The organism is Actinomyces sp. HMSC08A09 (assembly GCF_001807465.1).
In the GTDB taxonomy this organism is placed as follows: Bacteria; Actinomycetota; Actinomycetes; order Actinomycetales; family Actinomycetaceae; genus Actinomyces; species Actinomyces oris.
In genome coordinates, this window is the sequence record NZ_KV789133.1 from 179,539 (window position 1) to 204,317 (window position 24,779).

General features: G+C 69.9%; 22 protein-coding genes. 13 read left to right on the top strand and 9 right to left on the bottom strand.

All coding sequences use genetic code 11. The features are described 5' to 3' along the window. Window positions 1–450 precede the first annotated feature (450 nt). From HMPREF3165_RS09050 to HMPREF3165_RS09075, 6 genes are all read left to right on the top strand, one after another. A complete protein-coding gene (locus HMPREF3165_RS09050) occupies window positions 451–1,524 on the top strand; it encodes a PhoH family protein (RefSeq protein WP_070512721.1) in 1,074 nt (357 codons plus the stop codon). Further along, window positions 1,514–1,972, top strand: coding sequence for an rRNA maturation RNase YbeY (gene ybeY, locus HMPREF3165_RS09055; protein WP_009233916.1), 459 nt, complete (start codon window positions 1,514–1,516; stop codon window positions 1,970–1,972). The genes HMPREF3165_RS09050 and ybeY overlap by 11 nt, the downstream gene beginning before the upstream one ends. A 7-nt stretch (window positions 1,973–1,979) precedes the next feature. Then, the gene (locus HMPREF3165_RS09060) at window positions 1,980–3,266 is read left to right on the top strand and encodes a hemolysin family protein (RefSeq protein ID WP_070512640.1); all 1,287 of its coding nucleotides are present in this window, start codon (window positions 1,980–1,982) and stop codon (window positions 3,264–3,266) included. Next, a complete protein-coding gene (era, locus tag HMPREF3165_RS09065; protein ID WP_070512642.1) occupies window positions 3,259–4,443 on the top strand; it encodes a GTPase Era in 1,185 nt (394 codons plus the stop codon). Before HMPREF3165_RS09060 ends, era begins: the two co-directional genes overlap by 8 nt. A 156-nt stretch (window positions 4,444–4,599) precedes the next feature. Further along, on the top strand, window positions 4,600–8,172 hold the full coding sequence (locus HMPREF3165_RS09070) for a bifunctional proline dehydrogenase/L-glutamate gamma-semialdehyde dehydrogenase (RefSeq protein ID WP_070512645.1): 3,573 nt from the start codon (window positions 4,600–4,602) through the stop codon (window positions 8,170–8,172). A 378-nt stretch (window positions 8,173–8,550) separates the two neighbouring features. Continuing rightward, a complete protein-coding gene (locus tag HMPREF3165_RS09075; RefSeq protein ID WP_009406067.1) occupies window positions 8,551–8,898 on the top strand; it encodes a type II toxin-antitoxin system PemK/MazF family toxin in 348 nt (115 codons plus the stop codon). A gap of 7 nt (window positions 8,899–8,905) precedes the next feature. On the opposite strand, the gene HMPREF3165_RS09080 is transcribed toward HMPREF3165_RS09075, so the two are convergent. The 3 genes from HMPREF3165_RS09080 to HMPREF3165_RS09090 are packed head-to-tail and all read right to left on the bottom strand — an operon-like array spanning window position 8,906 to window position 10,817. Further along, the gene (locus tag HMPREF3165_RS09080; protein WP_020991564.1) at window positions 8,906–9,130 is read right to left on the bottom strand and encodes a helix-turn-helix transcriptional regulator; all 225 of its coding nucleotides are present in this window, start codon (window positions 9,128–9,130) and stop codon (window positions 8,906–8,908) included. A 2-nt stretch (window positions 9,131–9,132) separates the two neighbouring features. Further along, window positions 9,133–9,969: an ABC transporter permease gene (locus HMPREF3165_RS09085; RefSeq protein ID WP_070512649.1), complete on the bottom strand. Its 837-nt coding sequence runs from the start codon at window positions 9,967–9,969 to the stop codon at window positions 9,133–9,135. Next, a complete protein-coding gene (locus HMPREF3165_RS09090) occupies window positions 9,966–10,817 on the bottom strand; it encodes an ABC transporter ATP-binding protein (protein WP_070512651.1) in 852 nt (283 codons plus the stop codon). The genes HMPREF3165_RS09085 and HMPREF3165_RS09090 overlap by 4 nt, the downstream gene beginning before the upstream one ends. A 383-nt stretch (window positions 10,818–11,200) precedes the next feature. Between HMPREF3165_RS09090 and leuA the strand changes: the two genes are divergently transcribed. From leuA to uppS, 3 genes are read left to right on the top strand one after another with little or no spacing between them, the layout of a single operon-like run. Then, the gene (gene leuA, locus HMPREF3165_RS09095) at window positions 11,201–12,982 is read left to right on the top strand and encodes a 2-isopropylmalate synthase (RefSeq protein WP_070512654.1); all 1,782 of its coding nucleotides are present in this window, start codon (window positions 11,201–11,203) and stop codon (window positions 12,980–12,982) included. Between the two features lie 22 nt (window positions 12,983–13,004). Continuing rightward, complete coding sequence (gene recO / locus HMPREF3165_RS09100) at window positions 13,005–13,754, top strand: DNA repair protein RecO (protein WP_010615051.1); 750 nt, start codon at window positions 13,005–13,007, stop codon at window positions 13,752–13,754. Window positions 13,755–13,756: 2 nt separating this feature from the next. After that, window positions 13,757–14,626, top strand: coding sequence for a polyprenyl diphosphate synthase (gene uppS / locus HMPREF3165_RS09105; protein WP_070512657.1), 870 nt, complete (start codon window positions 13,757–13,759; stop codon window positions 14,624–14,626). Between the two features lie 49 nt (window positions 14,627–14,675). On the opposite strand, the gene HMPREF3165_RS09110 is transcribed toward uppS, so the two are convergent. From HMPREF3165_RS09110 to HMPREF3165_RS09125, 4 genes are all read right to left on the bottom strand, one after another. Continuing rightward, on the bottom strand, window positions 14,676–15,101 hold the full coding sequence (locus tag HMPREF3165_RS09110) for a Fur family transcriptional regulator (RefSeq protein WP_070512659.1): 426 nt from the start codon (window positions 15,099–15,101) through the stop codon (window positions 14,676–14,678). Continuing rightward, entirely contained in the window at window positions 15,098–15,988 is an 891-nt protein-coding gene (locus HMPREF3165_RS09115) for a metal ABC transporter permease (RefSeq protein WP_004565082.1), read from the bottom strand. The genes HMPREF3165_RS09110 and HMPREF3165_RS09115 overlap by 4 nt, the downstream gene beginning before the upstream one ends. Further along, window positions 15,985–16,920 carry a metal ABC transporter ATP-binding protein gene (locus HMPREF3165_RS09120; protein ID WP_070512661.1) on the bottom strand — a complete coding sequence of 312 codons (936 nt, stop codon included), beginning with the start codon at window positions 16,918–16,920 and terminating at the stop codon, window positions 15,985–15,987. The genes HMPREF3165_RS09115 and HMPREF3165_RS09120 overlap by 4 nt, the downstream gene beginning before the upstream one ends. 73 nt (window positions 16,921–16,993) lie before the next feature. Then, the gene (locus HMPREF3165_RS09125) at window positions 16,994–18,073 is read right to left on the bottom strand and encodes a metal ABC transporter substrate-binding protein (protein ID WP_070512663.1); all 1,080 of its coding nucleotides are present in this window, start codon (window positions 18,071–18,073) and stop codon (window positions 16,994–16,996) included. 226 nt (window positions 18,074–18,299) lie between these two features. On the opposite strand from HMPREF3165_RS09125, the gene HMPREF3165_RS09130 reads away from it, so the two are divergent. Beyond that, entirely contained in the window at window positions 18,300–19,691 is a 1,392-nt protein-coding gene (locus HMPREF3165_RS09130; RefSeq protein ID WP_004565079.1) for a glycine--tRNA ligase, read from the top strand. Between the two features lie 114 nt (window positions 19,692–19,805). After that, on the top strand, window positions 19,806–21,134 hold the full coding sequence (locus HMPREF3165_RS09135; RefSeq protein WP_070512665.1) for a YibE/F family protein: 1,329 nt from the start codon (window positions 19,806–19,808) through the stop codon (window positions 21,132–21,134). Between the two features lie 45 nt (window positions 21,135–21,179). On the opposite strand, the gene dusB is transcribed toward HMPREF3165_RS09135, so the two are convergent. Next, window positions 21,180–22,478: a tRNA dihydrouridine synthase DusB gene (gene dusB / locus HMPREF3165_RS09140; protein WP_141745034.1), complete on the bottom strand. Its 1,299-nt coding sequence runs from the start codon at window positions 22,476–22,478 to the stop codon at window positions 21,180–21,182. A gap of 182 nt (window positions 22,479–22,660) precedes the next feature. Here dusB and HMPREF3165_RS09145 point away from each other — a divergent pair, with 182 nt between their 5' ends. Continuing rightward, on the top strand, window positions 22,661–23,389 hold the full coding sequence (locus tag HMPREF3165_RS09145; protein WP_176747033.1) for an SDR family oxidoreductase: 729 nt from the start codon (window positions 22,661–22,663) through the stop codon (window positions 23,387–23,389). 85 nt (window positions 23,390–23,474) lie between these two features. Next, window positions 23,475–23,975, top strand: a complete 501-nt coding sequence (locus HMPREF3165_RS09150) for a SixA phosphatase family protein (protein WP_009406005.1) — start codon at window positions 23,475–23,477, stop codon at window positions 23,973–23,975. 28 nt (window positions 23,976–24,003) lie between these two features. Here the strand turns inward: HMPREF3165_RS09150 and serB are convergent, their stop codons facing one another. Further along, window positions 24,004–24,714 (bottom strand): phosphoserine phosphatase SerB, encoded by a 711-nt coding sequence (gene serB / locus HMPREF3165_RS09155; RefSeq protein ID WP_070512675.1) that lies wholly within the window; start codon window positions 24,712–24,714, stop codon window positions 24,004–24,006. Window positions 24,715–24,779: the final 65 nt, after the last annotated feature.

Genomic DNA, 24,779 nt, shown 5'->3' on the forward strand with positions numbered 1-24,779 from the left:
CCGCCACCACAGACGGGTACAACCCGCTATTCTTCACCACGAAGGTGCTCCTCTCCTGGTCATGCACGGACCTAAGCAATCCGCATTATCCCAGGAAAAGGAGCACCTTCACCCCACTTTCAACACCTCAACAATGAAAACCCGAGGCTAGTCGCTCTGGGAGTGGCCTTCCTTGTAGCGGAGGCCGACGATGTGGGTGTGGTAGTTAATGTAGCGACGACGTCATGGCGCAGCATGCGTGCCAGCACGGCTTAATGTGCCCTCGGCGTCTCCGGGGCCGATCATCTAGGATCGACCGTGATGACGACACCGCCCACCGCAGCAGCCGGTTCGCCGGCGATGACCTCCTCAGTCGATAGCCCCTTGAGTCCCGCAGGTTCCGCATCCCCGGCCGTCTCAGCAATCGACTCGGCTGCTGCCAGCTCCGCTTCCACCACCCCCGACGCCACCGTGGTCCGCACCCTCACCCTGCCCGAGGACGTCGCCCCGGTGACCCTCCTGGGCGCCCGGGACGAGGTTCTGCGTGCCATCGAGAAGGGTTTCACCGACGTCGACATTCACGTGCGCGGCACCGCCGTCACCGTCTCCGGCCCCGCCGCCCGCGTCGACACCGTCGTCGTCCTGCTCTCCGAGCTCATCGACGTCGCCCGCACCGGCACGCCCCTGACCGCGGACGCCGTCGAGCGCGCCGTCGGCCTGCTGGAGACCTCCACCCGCCCCACCGAGGTCCTCACCGACGACATCCTCACCTCCCACGGCCGCACCATCCGCCCCAAGTCCCTCGGCCAGAAGGCCTACACCGACGCCATCGAGGAATCGACCATCACCTTCGGCATCGGCCCCGCCGGCACCGGCAAGACCTACCTGGCCATGGCCAAGGCCGTCGACGCCCTGGCCCGCAAGCGCGTCTCGCGCATCATCCTGACCCGCCCCGCCGTCGAGGCCGGCGAGAACCTCGGCTTCCTGCCCGGCAGCCTCACCGACAAGATCGACCCCTACCTGCGGCCCCTCTACGACGCCCTCCACGACATGCTCGAGCCCGAGGCCCTGCCCCGCCTCATGGCCGCCGGCACCATCGAGGTCGCGCCCCTGGCCTACATGCGCGGCCGCACCCTCAACGACGCCTTCGTCATCCTCGACGAGGCCCAGAACACCAGCCCCGAGCAGATGAAGATGTTCCTCACCCGCCTCGGCTTCGGCTCACGCATGGTCGTCACCGGAGACATCTCCCAGGTCGACCTGCCCGGCGGACGCGAGTCCGGCCTCATCGTCGTGCGCAAGATCCTCGCCGGCGTCGACGGCATCAGCTTCTGCGAGCTTGGATCGGCCGACGTCGTACGCCACCGCCTCGTGGGCCGCATCATCGAGGCCTACGCCCGCCACGACGCCGAGGTCGCCGCCCAGGACGCCGCCGCCCGACCCGCCGGACCGCCTGGCCGCAGCGGCCGCAACAGCCAGTACCGTCGGGGGAGCAGCAACCGCCCCGCCCGGCCTTACTCGGAGAGGAACCCGCATGACCACTGAGGTCATCAACGAGACCACCACCGTCATCGACGCCGCCGAGTTCGCGGACCTCGCCGACCACGTCCTGACCGCTATGCACGTCAGCCCCGCCGCCGAGCTCAACATCATGTTCATCGACCCCGAGCCCATGGAAGAGCTCCACGTGCGCTGGCTCGACCTGCCCGGCCCCACCGACGTCATGAGCTTCCCCATGGACGAGCTGCGCCCCGGCTCAGCCGACTCACCCACCCCCGCCGGCACCCTGGGCGACATCGTCCTGTGCCCGCAGGTCGCCGCCAAGCAGGCCCTGGCCGCCGGCCACTCCGCCGTCGAGGAGATGCTCCTGCTCACCGTCCACGGCATCCTCCACCTCCTGGGCTACGACCACGCCGAGCCCGAGGAGAAGAAGGAGATGTTCGACCTCCAGCGCCGCCTCCTGCTGACCTTCCTGGCCGAGCGCGGCAAGTGAGCCCCGCGTGACCGGCATCCCCACCGCCGCGCTCATCGCCTGCGCGGTGATCGTCCTGGCCCTGGGTGCCCTCCTGTCAGCCGGCGAGTCCGCCCTGCTGCGCTTCACCCGCGCCGCCGCCGACGACCTCGTTGAGGAGGGCCGCCGCGGAGCCACCCGGGTCCGCCGCCTGGCCGAGCACCGCACCCGGGTCCTGGGCGCCCTCAGCGTCGCCCGCGTCGCCGTCGACATGCTCGCCGCCGTCCTCATCACCCTGGCCGCCTCCGGGCTCGTGCGCGCCTGGTGGCAGGTCCTCGCCCTGGCCCTGCTGGCCAACATCATCCTGCTGGGCGTCGTCGTCGGCTTCTCCCCACGCACCTACGGCCGGCGCAACCCCGCCGGCACCCTGCTCGCCCTGGGCGGCCTGCTCACCTGGGTCGACGTCCTGGCCGCCCCCCAGCGCCGCCTCGTCTCCCGCACCCGCCGCCCCGAGTCCGCCCCCACCGACGCTGAGACCCGCGAGGCCGTCAACGAGGACCTACGCGAGATGATCGACGAGATCGGCGAGACCGACACCATCGAGGACGAGGACCGCGAGATGATGCGCTCGGTCGTCGAGCTCGGCCAGACCCTCGTGCGCGAGGTCATGGTCCCGCGCACCGACATGGTCACCATCGACGCCCACAAGCCCGCCTCCGCCGCCATGCGCCTGTTCATCCGCTCCGGCTACTCACGCGTCCCCGTCATCGGGGAGGACGCCGACGACGTGCGCGGCATCCTCTACCTCAAGGACGTCCTGCGCCGCCTGGCCGCCCACCCCGAGCACGAAGCCCTCGCCGTGGCCGGATTCGCCCGGGACGCCGAGTACGTCCCCGAGATGAAACCCGCCGACGACCTCCTGCGCGAGATGCAGACCGGCCGCTTCCACATGGCCCTGGCCGTCGACGAGTACGGCGGCACCGCCGGCCTGGTCACCATGGAGGACCTCCTGGAGGAGGTCGTTGGCGAGCTCACCGACGAGCACGACCCCGAGCTGCCCGAGGTCGTCGAAGTCGCCCCCGGCACCTACCGCGTCCCCGCCCGACTCGCCCTGGACGAGCTCGGCGAGCTCTTCGACCTCGAGATCGACGACGACGACGTCGACACCGTCGGCGGCCTGCTCACCAAGGCCATCGGCCGCGTCCCCCTGCCCGGCGCCGCCGGAGACACCCAGGGCGTCCACCTTCAGGCCGAGGAGGCCACCGGCCGCCGCCGCCAGGTCTCCACTATTCTCGCCTCGCGCACCCCCGCCCCCGAAGAGGACACTGATGACTGACACCGCCGACCAGACCGCCCCCGAAGCCCGTGACGACCAGCCCCAGGCCCCCGGGGAGACTCCCGAGGAGCTGCTCGCAGAGTCCCTCGAGATGCCCGCGCCCGGCCCCGCCCCGGTCGGCTTCCGCTTCCCCACCGACGCCGAGCTCATGGACGGCCCCAACCCGCTCACCGACCCCGACGACGAGGAAGACGGCGAGGACGAGCCCGGCGACGACTCTGCTGACTCCACCCGCGTCGAGATCGTCGTCCCCGACTTCCCTGAGGACTTCCGCGCCGGCTTCGCCTGCATCGTGGGCCGCCCCAACGCAGGCAAGTCCACCCTCACCAACGCCATGGTCGGCGCCAAGATCGCCATCACCTCCGGGCGCCCCCAGACCACTCGCCACAACGTGCGCGGCGTCATCCACAAGGACAACGCGCAGATCGTCCTGGTCGACACCCCCGGCCTCCACCGCCCCCGCACCCTGCTGGGTAAGCGCCTCAACGACCTGGTGCGCGAGACCCTCGCCGATGTCGATGTCGTCGTCTTCTGTATCCCCGCCAACGAGAAGATCGGCCCCGGCGACCGCTTCATCACCCGTGACCTCGCCGAGCTGCGCACCCCCGTGGTCGCTGTCGTCACCAAGGCCGACACCGTCACCCGAGAGGCCCTGGCCGCCCAGCTCCTGGCCGTCAGCGAGCTGGGGGAGTGGGCCGATATCGTCCCTGTCTCGGCCCAGCGTAACGAGCAGATCGACGTCCTGGAGGAGGTTCTGCTCAAGTACATGCCCCTGTCCCCGCCGCTGTACCCCACCGGTGAGATCACCGACGAGCCCCAGCAGGTCATGATCGCCGAGCTCGTGCGCGAGGCCGCCCTTGAGGGCGTGCGTGACGAGCTGCCCCACTCCCTGGCCGTCGTCGTCGACGAGATTGCCGACCCCGATGACGAGCGCGAGGTCGGCCGTATCAAGGGCGTTGGAGGCCGCCTTCAGGTGCGCGTGAGCCTCGTCGTCGAGCGCGACTCCCAGAAGGCCATCATCATCGGCAAGGGCGGACGGCGCCTCAAGGAGGTGGGCGTGACCGCACGCAAAGGCATCGAGAAGCTGCTGGGACGCAAGGTCTACCTCGACCTGCACGTGCGCACCGCCAAGGACTGGCAGTCCGACCCCAAAGCCCTGGCTCGCCTCGGCTTCTGAACTGCCCCACGCAGTCGGCGCAGCGGCGCGGACGGCATCTAGGACTAAGGGAACTTGCGACACGTCGCGACTTGGTGTCCGAATCGGTCGCGCACACGGGGTGTCTTAGCGCACACTTGGAGGGTCCGATGTCATATCGACCTGGAGGCCACACGCATGACGAACACCGCCGTTCCCAGTCAGCCCCGCACCGACGCAGGTAACGCAGAACGCCGCTGCCCCGACGACCTGTGGGCGCTGGGCGAGAAAGCCGTCGCCCGAGCACGCCGGTGGGCTGACGAGTCGGCATCCGAGCCGGTACCGCGCTCAGCCAAGCTCCTTTCCCGCATCCTCTCCGACCCCGAGGGCCTGACCTTCACCACCCGCTTCGTCGACGACGTCGTGCGTCCCACCGACCTCGACGTCGCCAGCACCGCCCTCAAGCGCCTGTCGGCAGGGCGCACCGACTTCCTGCCGCCCGCCCTGGCCGGGGCCATGGGGCTGGGTTCGGCCGCCTCCCGTCTCGCCCCGCGCACCGTCACCGCGGTCGCCCGGCGAGTCTTCCGGGAGATCGTCGGCGACCTCGTCGTCGACGCCACCGACAAGGGACTCGGGCCCGCCCTCGCCCGCCTGCGCAAGGGCGGCAACCGACTCAACGTCAACCTCCTGGGCGAGGCCGTCCTGGGGGAGAAGGAGGCCTCCCGCCGACTGGCCGAGGTCTCCCGCCTGGTCACCCGCGAGGACGTCGACTACGTCTCGGTCAAGGTCTCCGCCGTCACCGGCCCCCACAACCCCTGGGGCTTCGAGGAGGTCGTCGCCCACGGCGTCCAGGCCCTCCTGCCCCTCTACCGCCTGGCCCGCGACCACGGCACCTTCCTCAACCTGGACATGGAGGACTACAAGGATCTCGACCTGACCATCGCGGTCTTCACCGCGATCCTCGACCAGGAGGACATGCGCGGCTACGAGGCCGGCATCGTCCTGCAGGCCTACCTGCCCGACTCCCTGGGCGCCATGCAGCGCCTCCAGGAGTGGGCCGCCAAGCGTGTCGCCTCCGGCGGCTCACGCGTCAAGGTCCGCATCGTCAAGGGCGCCAACCTGTCCATGGAGAAGGTCGACGCCGAGATCCACGGCTGGGAGCTGACCACCTGGCCCTCCAAGCAGGCCACTGACACCAACTACAAGCGCATGCTCTCCTGGGCGATGACGCCCGAGCGCACCCGCAACATCCGTCTGGGCGTGGCCGGCCAGAACCTCTTCGACATCGCCTTCGCCTTCGAGCTGCGCGCCGCACGCGGCGTCGAGGACAGCGTCGAGTTCGAGATGCTCTCCGGCATGGCCACCGGCATCCAGGAGGTCGTGCGCCGCGACACCGGACACCTCCTGCTGTACGTGCCCGTCGTCGACCCCCACGAGTTCGACGTCGCCATCTCCTACCTGGTGCGCCGCCTGGAGGAGAACGCGGCGCCGGAGAACTTCATGTCCGGGGTCTTCGACCTGGCCGGCAACGAGCAGATCTTCGCCCGCGAGCGCGACCGCTTCCTGGCGGCCCTGTCCGACCTCGACCCGGACGCCCCGGTTCCGGTGCCCAACCGCACCCAGAACCGGCTCGCCGAGCGGGAGGCGGGTATCCCTGAGGAGACCGGCACGGTCGCCGAGCGCGCCAGGAGGCCCTTCGTCTCCGAGGCTGACTCCGACCCGGCCCTGGCCGCCAACCGCCAGTGGGCCCGGGACATCGCTGCAACCATCCCGGGATCCACGCGGGGCGTGGCCGAGGTGGAGGCCGGCGCCGCCCGCCTGGCCACGAACGCCGATGTGGACTCCCTGGTGGCCTCAACGGCCGAGGCCGCCGGCGTCTGGCAGTCCCTGGACCCGGAGGAGCGGGCCGCCGCCCTGCACCGTGTCGGCGACGTCCTGGCCGCCCGGCGCGCCGAGCTCATCGAGGTCGCCGGCTCTGAGGCGGGCAAGACCATCGACCAGTCCGACCCCGAGGTCAGTGAGGCCATCGACTTCTGCCACCACTATGCCGAGTCCTCGCTGCTCCTGCACGACCCGGAGTACCTGGTCGGGGCCCGCTTCGCCCCGGTGGACGTCACCGTGGTCGCCTCGCCCTGGAACTTCCCTGTGGCCATCCCCACCGGGGGAGTGGCCGCGGCCCTGGCGGCCGGCAGCGCCGTCATCCTCAAGCCCGCCCCGCCGGCCCGACGCTGCGCGGCCGAGCTCGTGCGCGCCTTCCACGACGCCGGAATCCCCGAGGACCTCGTGGTGCTCGCCCCGCTGGAGGACGGGGAGGTCTCCCGCCACCTGGTGACCCACAAGGACGTCGACCGCGTGGTCCTCACCGGCTCCTACGACACGGCCCGCCTCTTCCGCTCCTGGAAGCCGGACATGCACCTGCTGGGGGAGACCAGCGGCAAGAACGCCATCATTGTCACTCCCTCGGCCGACCCCGACATCGCCGTGCGCGACGCCGTCTACTCGGCCTTCGCCCACGCCGGCCAGAAGTGCTCGGCCTCCTCCCTGCTGGTCCTGGTCTCCTCGGCCGGCAAGTCCGAGCGCATCGCCCGCCAGCTCGTGGACGCCACTGCCTCCCTGCGGGTGCGCCTGCCGCTGTCGCTGGACTCCCAGATGGGGCCCGTCGTCGTGCCCGACGATGAGAAGGCCGTGCGCGGCCTGACCACTCTGGGGGTCGGTGAGCACTGGGTCCTCAAGCCCCGTTACCTCGGTGACGGCCTGTGGACCCCGGGTATCCGCGCTGGGGTCGTGCCCGGCAGCGAGTTCCACCTCACCGAGTACTTCGCACCGGTCATCGGCGTTATGCGGGTCGACACGCTCGAGGAGGCCATCGAGGCGGTCAACGCCGTCGACTACGGGCTCACCTCCGGGCTTCAGACCCTCGACGCGGCCGAGCTGGCCGTCTGGCTCGACTCGATCCAGGCCGGCAACATCTACGTCAACCGCGGCATCACCGGGGCCATCGTGCGCCGCCAGCCCTTCGGCGGCTGGAAGCGCTCGGCCATCGGCTCGACGACGAAGGCCGGCGGCCCCTCCTACCTGCTGGGACTGGGGGACGTGGAGCCCGCAGACGGCCAGGGCGTGAAGGAACTGGCGGACCAGGGCACTGCGGCGCTGGATCCGCGCGTGGCGAGCCTGTGCGACGCCGTCAGCGGCCAGCTGGGCGAGGCCGACCTGGCCGGGCTGCGCCGCGCCCTGGTGGCCGACGCCTCCGCCTGGCGGAGCGCCTACGGCGTCAACCGTGACGTCACGGCACTGGCCTGCGAGCGCAACGTCCTGCGCTACCGGCCCACTGACGTGCTTGTGCGCGCCGGGGCGGGAACCGAGCTGGCCGACATCGTGCGCGTCATGGCGGCCGGTGTGCGGGCCGGTGGCTTCGTCAGCCTGTCCGTGGCCGACCGCCTGCCCCAGCCGTTGCAGAACGCGCTGCAGGCCGCCGGCGTCCAGGTGGCGGTCGAGGACCAGGGCGCCTGGGACGCCCGCCTGGCCGAGCTCTCCGCCTCCGGCGGGCTGGGAACGCGCGTGCGCATCCTCGGCCCGCGTGAGGAGACCTCCGCCGCCCGCTGGAGCCACGCCAGTCGGGTGACCGGTGGAAGCCCCGACATCGCCCTGTACACGGGGGCCGTCACGGCCTGCCCGCACTCCGAGCTGCTGCCCTTCCTGCGTGAGCAGGCGGTGGCCATCACCAACCACCGCTTCGGCACCCCGCTGGACCTGGCCGAGGGCCTCCTGTAGGGCGGTCTGCGCCCAGGCGAAGACACGTAGTCGAACCGAGTAATCGGGTGGTGCCCTCCCCATCTGGGGGAGGGCACCACCCGATTACGAGTTGCCTGATGAGCCTCGTCGCTCCCTTGCCCCTGATGATGCTACCCGAGTAGCATGCAGGTATGAAGTTAAGTGTGAGTTTGTCGGAGAGTGACCTCATTCTGCTGGACCGATGCGTGGAGCGCGACGGTTTGGCGTCGAGGTCCGCTGGTATTCAGAATGCCATCCGCCTGCTCGGAAATGCTGATCTTCAGGATGCTTACGCTGAGGCCTGGTCCTCCTGGGATGCCTCTGAGGATGCAACCGTCTGGGATAGTGCGGTCGCTGACGGGATCGATGGAGGTGAGGATGCTACGAGGTGAAATCCGCCTTGTCGATTTTGATCCTTCTGTCGGCAGTGAGGCGAACAAGCGTCGACCTGCGCTCATAGTAAGTAATGACCATGCCAATGCGGCGGCCGCGCGCCTTGGTCGTGGTGTGGTGACAGTGGTCCCATTGACCAGCTCAACCTCACGAGTTCTTCCCTTTCAGGTCTTCCTCCCCTCGGAGGCGACCGGCTTGCCCAAGGACTCCAAGGCTCAGGCGGAGCACGTTCGATCGATTGCTGTGGAGAGAGTCGGCGAGGTTGTCGGCTGGTTACCCAGTGGCCTGATGAAGATGGTCAATGAGGCTCTGATCCTGCATCTCTCCTTGTGATGGTGTCTCACGTCAGGCGGGGGAACTCCTCCAGGGAGAAGACCGACTCCACGGGCACATCGAAGTAGCGGGCAATGCGCAGGGCCAGGTGCAGCGAGGGGGCGTACTCCCCGCGCTCGAGGTAGCCCACCGTCTGGTAGTGGACGCCGAGTGCCTCAGCGAGCTCTCGGCGACTCACCCGGCGGTCGGCGCGCAGGACCGCGATCCGGTTATGGACGACGTCGTCGGACATCGTCACAGGCCGGATTGGGAACGAATGGCGGACTGCATGCGCGCCAGACTACCGATTGTCTCCTTGCGGAAGCTGCGCCGCACGATGAACGAGGCTCCCGCGAAGCCGAGAACTGTCCATACCGTCAGGACCCCGACGGCGAGCACCGGTGAGAAGGCTCGGCCCACCTCCCACGAGGGGTCGCCCACCAGCGCCCAGCGGGTCAGGTGCCCCGACCAGTACGTCGGCAGCGCCAGCTGAACCGCCTGCACCCAGGAGGGGAGCCGGTCCATGGGCATGAAGAAGCCGCTCGTTCCGATCAGGGCGAACATGGGCAGGTAGGAGGCCATGAAGCTGTAGACGCCGCGGACGAAAGCACCCACGAGGAAGCCCAGCGGGGCTGTCGCAACGGCCGACAGCACCATGAGTGGCAGGCATGCCAGCACCTGGGACGTACTCAGGGGCAGTGCCTCAACGAACAGTGCGCCCCCGAGAAGAATGGCGCCCTGGAAGACGAGGGTCTGAGTGACTGAGGACATTGTCTTACCGATCGCCCACGTCAGTGGGCCGTGGGGCAGGACGCGCACCCGCAGCAGGGCGCCACCGACGCGGTCGACGTAGGCCTCGCCGGCGATCTGAAAGGTGATGAAGCAGCTGATCGTGCCAATGCTGCCGGCGAGGAACATCGGGCCGAAGGCCGCGTGGGCCGCGGTTGCGACCTGGCTGTTCTTGCCGACGATCACGATGGCGCTCACGGAGACCAGCAATGCGATGCCCGCCCCGACAACGCCTGCTCGCAGGTCCAAGGCGGCCTGGCGACGGGCTGCGCGTAGAACTGCCAGAAAAGAGCGAGTGCTCATGAGTGGGCCTCCTTGCTGACGAGGGAGAGGTAGGTCTCCTCCAGGGTGGGGCGGGTAATGGTGAGCCCGGAGATGGCGTCGAGGTCGAGCTCCTTGACGAAGCGCTCGGGGCAGTGGGTGGAGTGGACGTGGTGGGTCCCGTCCTGGACCCAGGTGACTTCAGCGCCGCGATCGAGACGCTCGCGCAGCGCCGTGACCGTGCCGTCGGCGAGGATCCGTCCCTCGTTCATGATGAGCACGCGTGAGGCCAGGTGCTCGGCCTCGGCCAGGTCGTGGGTGGTCATGACGATGGTGGCGTCGTCGTCGACCCGGGCCAGAATGAGATCGTGCAGTCGCGCCTTGGAGACCGGGTCCAGTCCGGTCGTCGGCTCGTCCAAGACGAGGAGCTCGGGCGCAGCCATGAGGGCGGCCGCGAAGTCAATGGTGCGTCGCTGCCCGCCGGAGAGCCTCGACAGCCGGGAGTCGGCCTTCTCGCTGAGGCCGACGGCGTCGAGCACCTCGTCGACGCTGCTCACCCGCCTCGCCGCCGTCAGCTGGACCGAGCGGATCCACTCCAGCTGGTCCCTCACCCTCCACTTGGAATGGTCGGTCCAGCTCTGCTGCACCAGCCCGACCCTCGCCCAGAAGTTGGCGCCCGCCCGGCGCGGATCGGTGCCGAGCACGCGCACCCTGCCGCTGGTCGGGGTCAGAGAGCCCAGCAGGTTCTCCACGAGGGTCGTCTTGCCCACGCCGTTGGGGCCGAGCAGGCAGACGACCTCTCCGGCCTCCACCGACAGATCGATGCCGCGCAGCACCGGGGTGTCCCCGTAGGAGAACTCGAGGTTCTCCGTGGTGATGACTGGAGCCATCGCACAAACCCTCCTGAGTAGAAGCGCAACTGAATGTAGTAGAGATGCTACATCATGGTGTTGGTGTGCGTCAGGACGTGAGGTATGGATCGAGGTTGTAGGTCCTTCATCCTCTGTCTCACACTGCGGTCCCACGCGACCCCCTTACCTGACGACGGGTCTTCATCGGGGTAGGGTCTACTGCGTGCGAGCGACTCCAGGCCACCAGGTGAGCCTCCTGCTTAGTCGCCGCGGCGGGGCCTGACAGGCCGGCACCCCGACCGCGGCTGACTCGTTCTGCTCGGCCACGTCCTTGATCGTGCCCCCGGATTCCCTCAGAGCTCCTCAGCCTCTGCCGGAATCGCCGTCGGAACCACGAAGCATCTGATCCCAGGAGAAACCCGATGCGCAACGCCCGCCCCGCCCCTCAGCAGCCCTCCGGTATGCCGTTCGCCAAGTACCGGCCCTTCCTCGACGTCGTCTCCATCGACCTGCCCGACCGCACCTGGCCGGACAAGCGCATCACCGCCGCCCCTCGCTGGCTGAGCACCGACCTGCGCGACGGCAACCAGTCCCTCATCGAGCCCATGGGGCCCCAAGCCAAGCGCGCCATCTTCGACCTGCTCGTGAGCATGGGCTTCAAGGAGATTGAGATCGGCTTCCCAGCCGCCTCCCAGACCGACTTCGACTTCGTGCGCTCCCTGGTGGACGACGGCGCGATCCCCGAGGACGTCACCATCTCCGTGCTCACCCAGTCGCGCGGCGAGCTCATCGACCGCACCCTGGACGCCTGCATCGGCATCCCGCGGGCCACCGTCCACCTCTACAACGCCCTGTCGCCCCTGTTCCGCAACGTCGTCTTCCGCATGGACCGCGACCAGATCCGCGAGCTCGCCGTCGACGGCACCCGCCAGATCATGGCCCGCGCAGAGAAGGTCCTCGACGAGGACACGATCTTCGGCTATGAGTACTCCCCGGAGATCTTCGTGGACACCGAGCTCGACTACAGCCTCGAGGTCTGCCAGGCCGTCATGGACGTGTGGGAGCCCGAGGAGGGCCGCGAGATCATCCTCAACCTGCCCGCCACCGTCGAGCGCGCCACCCCCAACGTCTACGCCGACCAGATCGAGTGGATGAGCCGCCACCTGCCCCGGCGTGAGTCCGTGTGCCTGTCCCTGCACAATCACAACGACCGCGGCTCGGGCGTGGCCGCCGCCGAGCTCGGCCTCATGGCCGGCGCCGACCGCGTCGAGGGCTGCCTGTTCGGCCACGGCGAGCGCACCGGCAACGTGGACTTGGTGACCCTGGCCCTCAACCTCTTCAGCCAGGGCGTGGACCCCATGCTCGACCTGTCCGACATCGACGAGGTCCGCCGCACCGTCGAGCGGGCCACCGGTATGGACGTCCCCCCGCGCACCCCCTATGCCGGTGAGCTCGTCTACACCTCCTTCTCCGGCTCCCACCAGGACGCCATCAAGAAGGGCTTCGCGGCGCGCAACACTCAGGTCAGCGCCAAGCAGGCCGAGGGGCTGACCGACGCCGAGGCACAGATCGCCGTCCCCTGGGCCATGCCCTACCTGCCCATCGACCCCCACGATGTGGGCCGCTCCTACGAGGCCGTCGTGCGCGTCAACTCCCAGTCCGGCAAGGGCGGGGTCGCCTACCTGCTGGGCACCACCCGCAAGCTCGAGCTGCCGCGCCGCCTCCAGATCGAGTTCTCCCGCATCATCCAGCGCCACACCGACACCTACGGCGGCGAGGTCGACGGCGACCGCCTGTGGTCGATCTTCGCCGACGAGTACCTGCCCGCCGCGGCCGCCCCCGAGGCCGAGCTCAGCCGCTGGGGCCGCTTCGAGCTGCGTGGGGCCACCCTGACCTCCACCGGTGATGACGAGGACTCCACCCTCACCGTCACCCTGGTCGACGGCGGGGAGGAGAAGCACCTGACCGCCTCCGGCAACGGTCCCCTGGACGCCTTCGTCACCGCCCTTGAGAGCACGGGCCTGAGCGTGCGGATCCTCGACTACGTCGAGCACGCCCTGAGCGAGGGACGCGACGCGAAGGCCGCCAGCTACGTCGAGTGCGAGGTCGACGGCCAGGTCCTGTGGGGCGTGGGCATCGACCCCTCCATCACCACCTCCTCCTTCAAGGCCGTCATCTCCGCCATCAATCGGGCCCTGCGCTGAGAGGGCGTGAGAGACTGCGCCCGTGACGAGCAGGCTGTACCGGGATGAGGCGATCATCCTGCGCACCTACAAGCTGGGCGAGGCCGACCGCATCATCGTGATGCTCACCCGCCACCACGGACAGGTGCGCGCCGTGGCCAAGGGGGTGCGCCGCACCACCTCTCGCTTCGGTGCCCGCCTGGAGCCCTTCTCCATGACCGACGTCCAGCTCCACGCCGGGCGCACCCTCGACGTCGTCACCCAGGCAGAGATTATCGACCCCTTCGGCCGAGTCGTGAGCGCCGACTACGCCATGTTCACCTGCGCCTCGACCATGGTGGAGACCGCTGAGCGCCTCAGTGCCGACGACGGAGACCTGGGCACCGAGGCCAGCCCCCAGCAGTACCTGCTGCTGGCCGGGGCCCTGGCCGCCATGTCCCACCGCCGCCACGCCCCCGGGCTCATCCTGGACTCCTACCTGCTGCGGGCCCTGGCCCTGGGGGGCTGGGCGCCCTCGTGCTACGACTGCGCCCTGTGCGGCGCCCCCGGACCCCACCGGGCCTTCCACATCCAGGCCGGTGGCGCGGTGTGCGAGTCCTGCCGCTCGGCCGGCGCCGTCGAGGTCGAGCCATCCACGATGGCGCTCCTGGGTGCCCTGCTCTCCGGCGACTGGGCCGTGGCCGACGCCTCCGGCCAGCGCGAGCGCTCCCAGGCCTCCGGACTCGTCTCGGCCTACACGACCTGGTACCTGGAGCGGCGCCTGCGCTCCCTCGCACTGGTGGAAAGGGCATAACCATGACAGATGTCGCCAGAGACATGACGGTCGAGGCCGCCCCGCCCCTGCACCGGCCCGGCCTGACCCCACCCGTGCTGCCGGCCGCCTCCCTGCCCCAGCACGTCGCCGTCGTCATGGACGGCAACGGGCGCTGGGCCAACGCCCGCGGCCTGCCCCGCACCGAGGGCCACCGGGTGGGGGAGGCCAATATGCTCGACGTCGCCGCCGGCGCCATCGAGATCGGTGTCAAGGAGCTGAGCGTCTACGCCTTCTCCACCGAGAACTGGCGGCGCTCACCCGGCGAGGTCCGCTTCATCATGGGCTTCGCCCGCAAGGTCCTGCGCGTCCAGCGCGATGTCCTCAACTCCTGGAACGTCAGGCTGCGCTGGATCGGACGCACCCCGCGCCTGTGGAAGTCCGTCCTGCACGAGCTGCGTGAGGCCGAGCGCGTCACCGCGCACAACACGGGCCTCACCCTCAACCTGTGCATCAACTACGGCGGGCGGGCCGAGATCGCCGACGCCACCCGGGCCATCGCCGAGGACGTCGCCGCCGGCCGCCTCAAGGCCTCCTCCATCAACGAGAAGACCATCCAGCGTTACCTCTACTCACCCACCATGCGGGACGTGGACCTGTTCATCCGCACCGGCGACGAGCAGCGCACCTCCAACTTCCTCATGTGGTCCTCCTCCTACGCCGAGCTCTACTTCTCACCCCTGGCCTGGCCCGACTTCAACCGCACCGAGCTGTGGAAGGCCTGCGAGGCCTACGCCGGGCGCGAGCGCCGCTACGGCGGCGCCGTGGACAAGGTGCTGCACGAGGAACCCGCCGGCGCCGAGGACCCGGAGGACGACGAGGCTGACGAGTCACCGCGCCACGACGGGCAGTAGCCAGCCGCCTGGCACAACCCGGCTCGGACACCGGGGCGATCAGACCTACTCAGTCCTGTGAGGAGTCCTGGGCCGAGCACGTGGCGCACAGGCCGAAGAACTCCGCCGTGTGCTCCATCTGGGTGAAGCCCTGCCGGGCCGAGACCCGCTGAATCCACTCCTCCAGCCCGCCGCCGGAAACCTCCACGGTGTAGCCGCAGCGGCGGCACACGATGTGGTGGTGGTGCTCCTGCTCCTCGCAGGCCCGGTAGAGGACCTCACCCTCGGCGCTGCGCACCTGGTCCACCGCACCGGATTCCGCCAGCGTCTGCAGGTTGCGGTAGACGGTGGCCAGGCCCACCTTGGTGCCCTCGGCCTCCAGGGCGGCATGGATCTGCTGGGCCGAGCGGAACTCGTCAGTGCGGGCGAGGATGTCGGCGACGGCGGCGCGCTGGCGCGTGGCGCGGGGACGCTGCGCCGTGCTGCTTGCGCTCATGATCTGCCTCCTGAGGTGATGTGGTGCCGTCGCGAGCGGCTGACGAGCTGCAGCAGTCCGGACAGGAGGGCGACGACGGCGTAGCCCCCCACTAGGAGTACCACGATCATGGCGCCGGGAGAGGCCGCCACCAGGTAGGTGATCGTCAGACCCGACACGCAGGCCACCACGCCCAGCCCCATCGCCAGGTACATGGTGCGGGCGAAGGAGTGCGACACGAGCTGAGCAATGGCCACCGGCACGATCATGACCGCCGAGACCAGCAGCGCCCCCACCACCCGCATGGACACCGAGACCGTCAGTGCCGCCACCACCGCGACCAGCACGTTGAGGGCTCCGGTGGGCAGGCCGCAGGCGTGGGCGAACTCCTCGTCGTGGCACAGTGCGAACAGCGGGCCGCGCAGCCCCAGCCCCACCAGGAGCACCAGGGTGGCCAGGGCGATGGTGAACCAGGCGTCGGAGACCGAGACCGTGGAGATCGAGCCGAACAGATAGGAGTTGAGGTTCGTCGTCGTCCCACCGGCGACGCGAATGAGGATGACGCCCCCGGCGATGCCCCCGTAGAACAGGATCGCCAGGGCCACGTCTCCCCGAGTTCGGCCGTTGGCACGGATGACCTCGATCATCACGGCTCCCAGCACGCTGATGAGAATCGCCCCGGGCACGGCCCAGGCGTCGTGAGGAGTGACGTTGGCGGCGGCCCCGGCCAGCCAGCCCAGGGCGATCCCGGTCAGGGCGATGTGCCCGATCCCGTCGCCCAGCAGCGCCAGACCCCGCTGAACCAGGTAGGTGCCCACCACAGGGGCGGCCAGCCCCACCAGGACCGCCACGATGAAGGCCCGCTGGATGAGGGGACTGGCAAGCATGTCGGAGACGAACTCGATCATGGGCGGGTACTCCTACCGGAATGAGGGCGCGTGTCAGGCAGCCGATGGTCGAGGACGGGGGCGTGGTGGGCCGGAGGGCCGCCGGCGTCCGGGTGGTGGTCGCCGTCGGCGCCGTAGTCGGAGTGGGCGCGGAGCGGGTCGCCCTGGGGTGCACCGGTCCCGCTGTCGCGCAGGTGAGCGACCTCGCCGGCCGGGCCGTCGGCGACGAGCCGGCCGTCTTGCAGGAGGATCGCCCGCTGGACGACGTCGGCGAGCTCACCCATCTCGTGCAGAACCGTCACCAGGGTCAGCCCCTGCGCGCGCAGCCCCTGAAGGATCTCGGCCAGGGACTCGCGGCTGGCGCGGTCGATGCCGGCCAGGGGCTCATCGAGGATGAGCAGCTCGGGAGAGCGGACCAGGGCCCGGGCGATGAGGACCCGCTGGGCCTGCCCGCCGGAGAAGACCTGGACGTGGTCCGCAGCCCGGTGGGCCAGCCCGACGGCGTCGAGGGCTGCCATGGCCTTGCGTTTGGCGGCCCGGCCCCGATCAGCCCAGGGACGGCGCGGCCCCAGGAGCCCGGAGCGCACCACCTCCAGGGCGGTGGCCGGGACGCCTGAACCGGCACCGATCCGCTGAGGGACGTAGCCGACCCGCTCCCAGGGGACCCTGTGCCGGCGCGAGGTGGGGGCGCCCAGGAGCTCGATGCTGCCGCCGGACAGGGGCACCAGCCCCAGAACGGCCTTGACGAGGGTGGACTTGCCCGAGCCGTTGGCGCCCAGGATCGCCACGGACTCCCCGCCGCCCACGGCCAGGCTCACGTCGTCCAGGATGAGGGAGGAGCCCAGGACGACGCTGAGCTCACGGACCTTGATGGCGAGCGCGGACGACGCCGCCCGGGGGGAACCGGACGGCGTCGTCACAGACGCTGGTGAAGGTGGAGATGATGAGGTCATACGGTTGCGATCATGCCAATCTGAGGGGGCGTCATCTGCTCGGGAACCCGGGCTCGGCGGCCGGGCCCTGAGGCTACTTGCACACCATGGCGGACTTGAGCCGCTCCAGGTTGGTGGTCATGGCGTCGGTGTAATCGCCCCGCTCGGGCTTGGACTCCAGGGGACTGAGAACGCTCGTCTCCGCCCCGGTCTCCGCGGCGATCGCCTTGGCGGGGGCGTCGGAGACCAGCTCCTCGGTGAAGATCGTCTTGACCCCCGTCTTCTCGACCACCGACTTGATGTTGGCCATCTCGGCGGGGCTGGGCTCGGTCTCCGGGTCGATGCCGGAGATGGAGGCCTGGGTCAGGCCGTAGCGGTCGGCCATGTAGCCGAAGGCGGCGTGGGAGGTGATGAAGGTTTTGTGCTGGCAGCTGGTCAAGCCCTGCTTGTACTGGTTGTCCACTCCGGTCAGCGCCGTCTTGAGCTTGTCCAGGCCCGCCTTGTAGTCGTTGGCGTTGGCCGGGTCGATCTTGGCGAAGGAGGCCTCAAGGGTCTCGGCCACCTTGATCATGCGGTCCGGGTCGAGCCAGAAGTGCGGGTCGAGGTCGCCATCGTGCCCCTCACCGCCCTCGGCGTGCTCGTCGTGGCCGTGCTCGTCGTGCTCGGCCTCGCTGGCCTGTGCGGTGGCGGCGGCACTGGCCGAGGCGCCGTCGGTGGCCTCCTCGCCGTGCTCGTGCTCCTCCTCAACCCCCTCGTGGTGGACGAGGTTGGCCGGCTTGCTCAGGTCCACCACGGTGGGGCCGGAGCCGACCTCCTTGACGGCCTTGTCCAGGGAGGGCTGGAAGCCGGGGACGTAGGCGATGATGTCGGCCTTGCCCAGCTCGGCGGTCTCCTTGCCGGAGAGCTCGAAGTCGTGCGGCTCGACATTGGAGGGGGTCACGGTGGAGACCTTGACGATCTTGCCGCCAATGGACTCGGCCAGGTACTGGATCGGGTAGAAGGACGTGGAGACCGTCAGGGTCTTGCCCGGGGCGATCGTGTGCGGCGCCGAGGCGTCTGATGAGCTCTCGCCCTTCAGGGCGCTGCACGCGCTCATGCCGGCAGCCAGCATCAGGGTGGCTCCGAGCGCCACGACGCGGTGGAGACGACGGGAACGAGCCTGTGAAACATTCATGCGAATCATTCTCATACTCTGTCGGTCCTGCGTCAAACTCGGGGCGAGCCCGCGTGTGCGCTGCTGAGAGCCGGTTTGGGCGGCAGTCGGCAGGGCCTCCCGGGCGCATGTGCGCGTCGGTGGTGCGACGGGCCCCTCACCGACGCTCGACCCCTGTCCGCCTAGACTGTCACCACTCGTCCCCACCAACCAGGCGGGACCACGACCACTCCTGAAGGAGCATCCGTTGGCATCCACCCCTTCACGCCTCGACGCCGTCATCAACCTCGCCAAGCGGCGCGGCTTCGTCTTCCCCTGCGGCGAGATCTACGGCGGAACCCGCTCGGCCTGGGACTACGGGCCGCTGGGCGTCGAGCTCAAGGAGAACATCAAGCGCCAGTGGTGGCAGTACATGGTCCGCTCGCGCGACGACGTCGTCGGACTGGACTCCTCCGTCATCCTGCCGCGTGAGACCTGGGTCGCCTCCGGTCACGTCGGCGCCTTCACCGACCCGCTCGTGGAGTCCCTGCACACCCACAAGCGCTACCGCGCCGACCAGCTCATCGAGGACTACGCCGCCCGCAAGGGCCTCGACCCCGAGAACGTCACCCTCGACATGGTTCCCGACCCGGTCACCGGCCAGCCGGGCTCCTGGACCGAGCCGCGCGAGTTCTCCGGCCTGCTCAAGACCTACCTCGGGCCGGTCGACGACGAGTCCGGCCTGCACTACCTGCGCCCCGAGACCGCCCAGGGCATCTTCATCAACTTCGCCAACGTCATGAGCGCGGCCCGCAAGAAGCCGCCCTTCGGCATCGGCCAGGTGGGCAAGTCCTTCCGCAACGAGATCACGCCGGGAAACTTCATCTTCCGCACCCGCGAGTTCGAGCAGATGGAGCTGGAGTTCTTCTGCGAGCCGGGCACCGACGAGGAGTGGCACCAGTACTGGATCGACTACCGCAAGGCCTGGTACACCGACCTGGGCATCAGCGAGGACAACCTGCGCCTGTATGAGCACCCCGCCGAGAAGCTCTCCCACTACTCCAAGCGCACCGTGGACCTGGAGTACCGCTTCGGCTTCGCCGGCTCGGAGTGGGGCGAGCTCGAGGGCATCGCCAACCGCACCGACTTCGACCTGTCCACCCACGCCGAGCACTCCGGCAAGGACATGTCCTACTTCGACCAGACCCGCTCCGAGCGCTGGACCCCCTACGTCATCGAGCCCTCCGCCGGTCTGACCCGCTCGCTCATGGCCTTCCTCGTGGAGGCCTACACCGAGGACGAGGCCCCCAACACCAAGGGCGGGGTGGACAAGCGCATCGTGCTCAAGCTCGACGCGCGCATCGCCCCGGTCAAGGCGGCCGTCCTGCCGCTGAGCCGCAAGGAGGAGCTGACCGGGCCGGCCAAGGAACTGGCCGCCCGCCTGCGCCGCTCCTGGAACGTGGAGTACGACGACGCCGGCGCGGTCGGCCGTCGCTACCGCCGCCAGGACGAGGTCGGCACGCCCTTCTGCCTGACCTACGACTTCGATTCGCCCGAGGACGGGGCCGTCACCGTGCGCGAGCGCGACACGATGACCCAGGAGCGCATCCCGCTCGAGGGCGTCGAGCGCTACCTGGCTGAGCGCCTCATCGGCTGCTGACCAGCACCGAGCAGGCCGGCAGCCTCACTGAAGTCTCGCCGGCCCGGCCACCATCCGGGTCCCGCCCCGTGTCCCTGGCTCACCTCAGGGACACGGGGCGGGCATGATGGGACGGTGAGCACCAACTCGACCTCCCCGAGCAACGAGCCCGTCCCAACCGAGAGCCTTCCCGAGCCGCCGGCCGAGGCGGGGCAGGACAGCAAGGGCCACGGCCGTCACAGCAGCAGCGGCCACAGTCACTCCCACTCCGGGCCCCTGGACCTGGATGCGGGGGAGGTCCGCCGGGTGCGGATCGTGCTCGGTGCCATCGTCGGCGCCCTGGTCCTGGCCACCGTCGTCGGGCTGTTCGTGCTCTGGCCCGGCAAGAGCTCACTCATCGGCTCGCGCTCCTTCACTGCCGAGGGCGGCTCGGTGGGCAAGGCCACCATCACCTCCACGGACCTGTCGGGCTGTCAGAGCTCGGTGAGCGCCCTGACGGAGGTCAACGGCGTCAAACCGGAGGAGTTCGCCAAGGGCCACGTGTGCGCCCGCATCACCGAGGGGGAGGGCAAGGGCCTGGTCATGCCGGTCCAGCTGGTGGGTGAGCCCCGCAAGCTCGCCCACGCCGGTGACCGGCTCGTCGTCCTCTACTCGCCCCAGGCCATCCTGTCCGGCTCCCCCTACTCCTTCATCGACTACCAGCGCCAGCTCCCGGTCGGCGCCCTGGCGGTCGTCTACCTCGTGCTCGTCGTCGCCGTGGCCGGGCGCAAGGGCGTCCTGAGCGTCCTGGGCCTGCTGGTGGCCACCGGCGTACTCGCCTTCTTCATGATCCCGGCGCTCCTGTCCGGCTCCCACCCGCTGGCGGTGACCCTGGTCGGATCGATGGCGATGATGCTGGCGGCCGTCTACGTGGCCCACGGCGTGTCCATCCGCACCACGACCGCCCTGCTGGGAACGGTGGCCGGCATCGTGCTGACCGTGCTGCTGGCCCTGTGGGGGACCGACGCCGCCCACCTGACCGGCGATGTTGACGAGACCGCTCGTCTGCTGGCCTCGCGCACGCATATCGATCTGCAGACGCTGCTGACCTGCGGCATGGTCATCGCCGGGCTCGGCGTCCTCAACGACGTCACCATCACCCAGGCCTCCTCGGTGTGGGAGCTGCACGCCGCCAACCCGCTGCTGTCGCGCACACGCCTGTTCACCGGCGGGATGAGGATCGGTCGGGACCACATCGCCTCAACGGTCTACACCCTGGCCTTCGCCTACGCGGGCACGGCGCTGCCCCTCATCCTGGCCGCCGCCCTCATGGACCGGGCCGTGCTGGACACGATGCTCTCGGGTGAGATCGCCGAGGAGATCGTGCGCACCCTCATCTCCTCCATCGGCCTGGTCCTGGCGATCCCGGCGACCACGGCGATCGCGGCGGCCCTGTGCCGCGTCACCCCGGTCCTCGACGAGTAGACGAGCAGCCGATGACCGGCCTCAAGGACCCGGCGGGCCGCCGTCTCAGCCGCCGGAGACGTCGGACTCGGCCTGGCTGAGCATCTCGCGGTGGGCCGCGTCCAGGGTGGGGGAGTCCAGCCAGCCGTCGGGAAGACGGGGAGTCTTGGGGCTGCCGGCCCGCCCTCGGGGGCCCTCGACGATGTCGCCGGGGTAGTCCACGACCTCGGGCAGGCGCGAGCGCATCCGCGCCAGGCCTGCGTCGAGCTCGTCCAGGCTCCGGATCCCCATGAGGTCAGCGCGCGCCGCGCCGCCGACCGGGTAGCCCTTGAGGTACCAGCCCACGTGCTTGCGCAGGTCGCGCACCCCTCGGTCCTCACCCATCTCCTCGGCCAGCATTCGCCCGTGGCGACGGATGACCTCGATGACGGCGTCCAGGTCCGGGCGGGTGCGCGCAGGCGAGCCGTGCATGGCCGACACGATGTCGGCGAACAGCCAGGGCCGTCCCTGGCAGCCGCGGCCCACGACGACGCCGTCGCAGCCGGTGGCCTCCATCATGCGCACCGCGTCGTCGCCCAGCCAGACGTCCCCGTTGCCGAGCACCGGCAGGTCGGTGGCCTCCTTGAGCCGGGCGATCTCCTTCCAGCGGGCCTGGCCCGAGTAGTGCTGGCGCGCGCTGCGGGCGTGCAGGGCCACGGCCGCGATCCCGGCGTTGTCGGCGGCTCGGGCGGCGTCGAGGAAGGTCTCGTGCTCCTCGTCGATGCCCAGGCGCATCTTCATGGTCACCGGCACCTGCCGCGCCCGCCCGACGGCGCGAACAGCGGCCTCACTGGCGCGCACCGCCTCGGTAAGGATCGCCGCCAGCAGGTCACGCTTCCACGGCAGCGCCGCCCCGCCGCCCTTGCGGGTCACCTTGGGGACCGGGCAGCCGAAGTTCAAGTCGATGTGGTCGGCCAGATCCTCCTCCACCAGGATCCGCACCGCGGCCCCCACCGTGGCCGGATCGACCCCGTAGAGCTGGATGGAACGCACCCTCTCAGCCGGATCGGTGCGCACCATCGCCAGAGTGCGCTCGTTGCGCTCCACCAGGGCGCGGGTGGTGACCATCTCCGTGACGTACAGGCCCGCCGGGGCCAGCAGGCCGCCGTCAGGCGTGGGCAGCGGACCGGGACAGGAGGGCCTCAGCGACTCCGGCAGGGCCGCCTCAGCCATCTCCCGGCACAGGCGGCGGAAGGAGGCGTTGGTGACTCCGGCCATGGGGGCGAGCTCGACCAGGGTGGGGACCACCAGTGGCCCGATGCGCAGCGGCGCGGGCGTTCGGCCCGAGGCGCAGGCGTGGGGGAGGCGGGGGGAGGTCTCACTCATCGTCACCCCGACATGCTGACACACGGCGGGTGTCAGGGCCGTGACCGGGCCCTGCCCTGCGACCCCGAAGAGACACAGGTATAGACCACTTGTGAAGGAAGTAACAGGGAGGGATCAGTATCAGCGTATGACGAATCGCTGATGGCGAGTGCTGATGCGCGTTACCTTGTGTGCTTGTGCTGATGAACGAAGAGACCGAGCCGTCGATATCACGTTCCGTCGTCGTGACCGGAGCCTCCCGGGGAATCGGGGAGGCGGTTACGAAGGCGTTCCTGGCACAGGGCGACCGGGTGGCGGGCATCTCCCGCTCCGGTGAGGCCCCCGACGGCGCCCTGGCCCTGGCCGCCGACGTCACCGACCCCGACGCCCTGGCCGACGCCCTGGCCTCCGCCACCGAGGCGCACGGCCCCATCGAGGTCCTCGTGGCCTCGGCCGGCATCAACCGGGAGTCACTGGCGGCCCGCACCTCCTCCCAGATGTGGGACGAAGTCATCTCCGCGGACCTGACCGGCACCTTCAACACCGTGCGCGCCGTGACACCAGCCATGATGCGGGCCCGCAAGGGGCGCATCGTCCTGGTCTCCTCGGCCATCGCCGCACGCGGAGGCGTGGGCCTGTCGGCCTACGGCGCCGCCAAGGGCGGTGTGGAGGGACTGACCCGCTCCCTGGCCCGCGAGCTCGCACCGCGCGGCATCACCGTCAACGCCGTCGCCCCCGGCTTCGTCACCACGGCGATGACCGCCTCTCTGCCCGACCACATCCGCACCGCCTACCTCGAGCAGATCCCCCTGGGGCGCTTCGCCGACGTCACCGACATCGCCGGCCCCGTCCTCTTCCTGGCCTCACCCGCGGCCGCCTACGTCACTGGCGCGATCCTCGGCGTCGACGGCGGCCTGGGCATGGGGCGCTAGGCGCACGGCGGGGCGCGAGACGTCGTCGGGACCGTATCCGAGCAGCGCCGTGGTGCCGTAGGGTAGAGACGTGACAACGGATCCCATGCGCCGGCTCGTGCTCGTCCGACACTCCAAGGCCTCTCACGACGCCGTCACCGACCTGGAACGTCCTCTGACCCCCAAGGGCACCGCCCTGGCCGGCCTGCTGGCCAAAGAGCTGCGCAAGCGCCTGGAGACCACCGACCTGCTCCTGGTCTCCCCGGCGGCCCGGGCCCGCGAGACCGCCCGCCCCATCCGCGACCGCCTCGAGCCCACGGACACCCTCGTGCGCGAGGAGATCTACAACCTGGGCCCCAACGGCATCCTCAAGGTCCTGGCCGAGGATGGTGCTGACGCCAGGACGGTCGTCGTCGTCGGCCACGAGCCCACGATCTCCGTGCTCGCCCACATCCTCCACGACACCGACGACGACCTTGCCTCCCAGATCTCCTTCGGGGTGCCCACGGCCACCGCCGTCATCATTGATGTCCCCGGCACCTGGGCGGACCTGGAGCCCAAGGGCGCCCGCATCCGGGAGATCTTCACCGCCCGCAAGCGCGACTGAGGCCGGACCTCCCCGAAACCGCAGCCGGTCAACCCCCGATCAGCTGCAGGACGGCACGCAGGTCACGCACGTGGATGGCCGCGTCGGCCTGCTCAACGACCACCGGCTTGGCGCAGAACGCCACCCCCAGCCCCGCGGCCTCCAGCATGCCCAGGTCGTTGGCCCCGTCACCCACTGCAATGGTGCGCTCCATGGGCACACCGTCCTGCTGGGCCCAGGCGATCAGGCAGCGGACCTTCTCCTGACGGTCCACGATCCGCCCCATCACTCGGCCGGTGAGACGGCCCTCGACCACCTCCAGGCGGTTGGCCGCCACGTGGTCGATGCCCAGCCGCTCGGCCAGAGGCACCACGACCTCCTCGAAACCTCCCGAGACGACCCCTACCCGGCAGCCGCGTGCGTGCAGCGCCTCAATGAGCTCGGCCGCGCCCTGAGTGGGGCGAACCTCGGCCAGGACCTCCGCGAAGACCCCCTGGGGGACACCGGCCAGCGTCGCCACCCGCTCGCGCAGGGAGGCCGCGAAGTCCAGCTCGCCGCGCATCGCCCGGGCCGTGACCTTGGCGACCAGCGCGTGGGTTCCGGCGCGCTCGGCGATGAGCTCGATGACCTCCTGCTCGATGAGGGTGGAGTCCACGTCCATGACCAGCAGGCCGGGGCCCTCAGTCACTAAGGGGCCCTCGCTCAGCGCCCTGCTGAGCTCCGCGGAGTCGCCGGCACGGTGTCGAGAGGTCTCACTCATGGCTCCATGCTAGTGGGCGAGCCGGCAGGCGAAGACTGCCCGCCGCCGCCCGAAGGCTCGGGCGA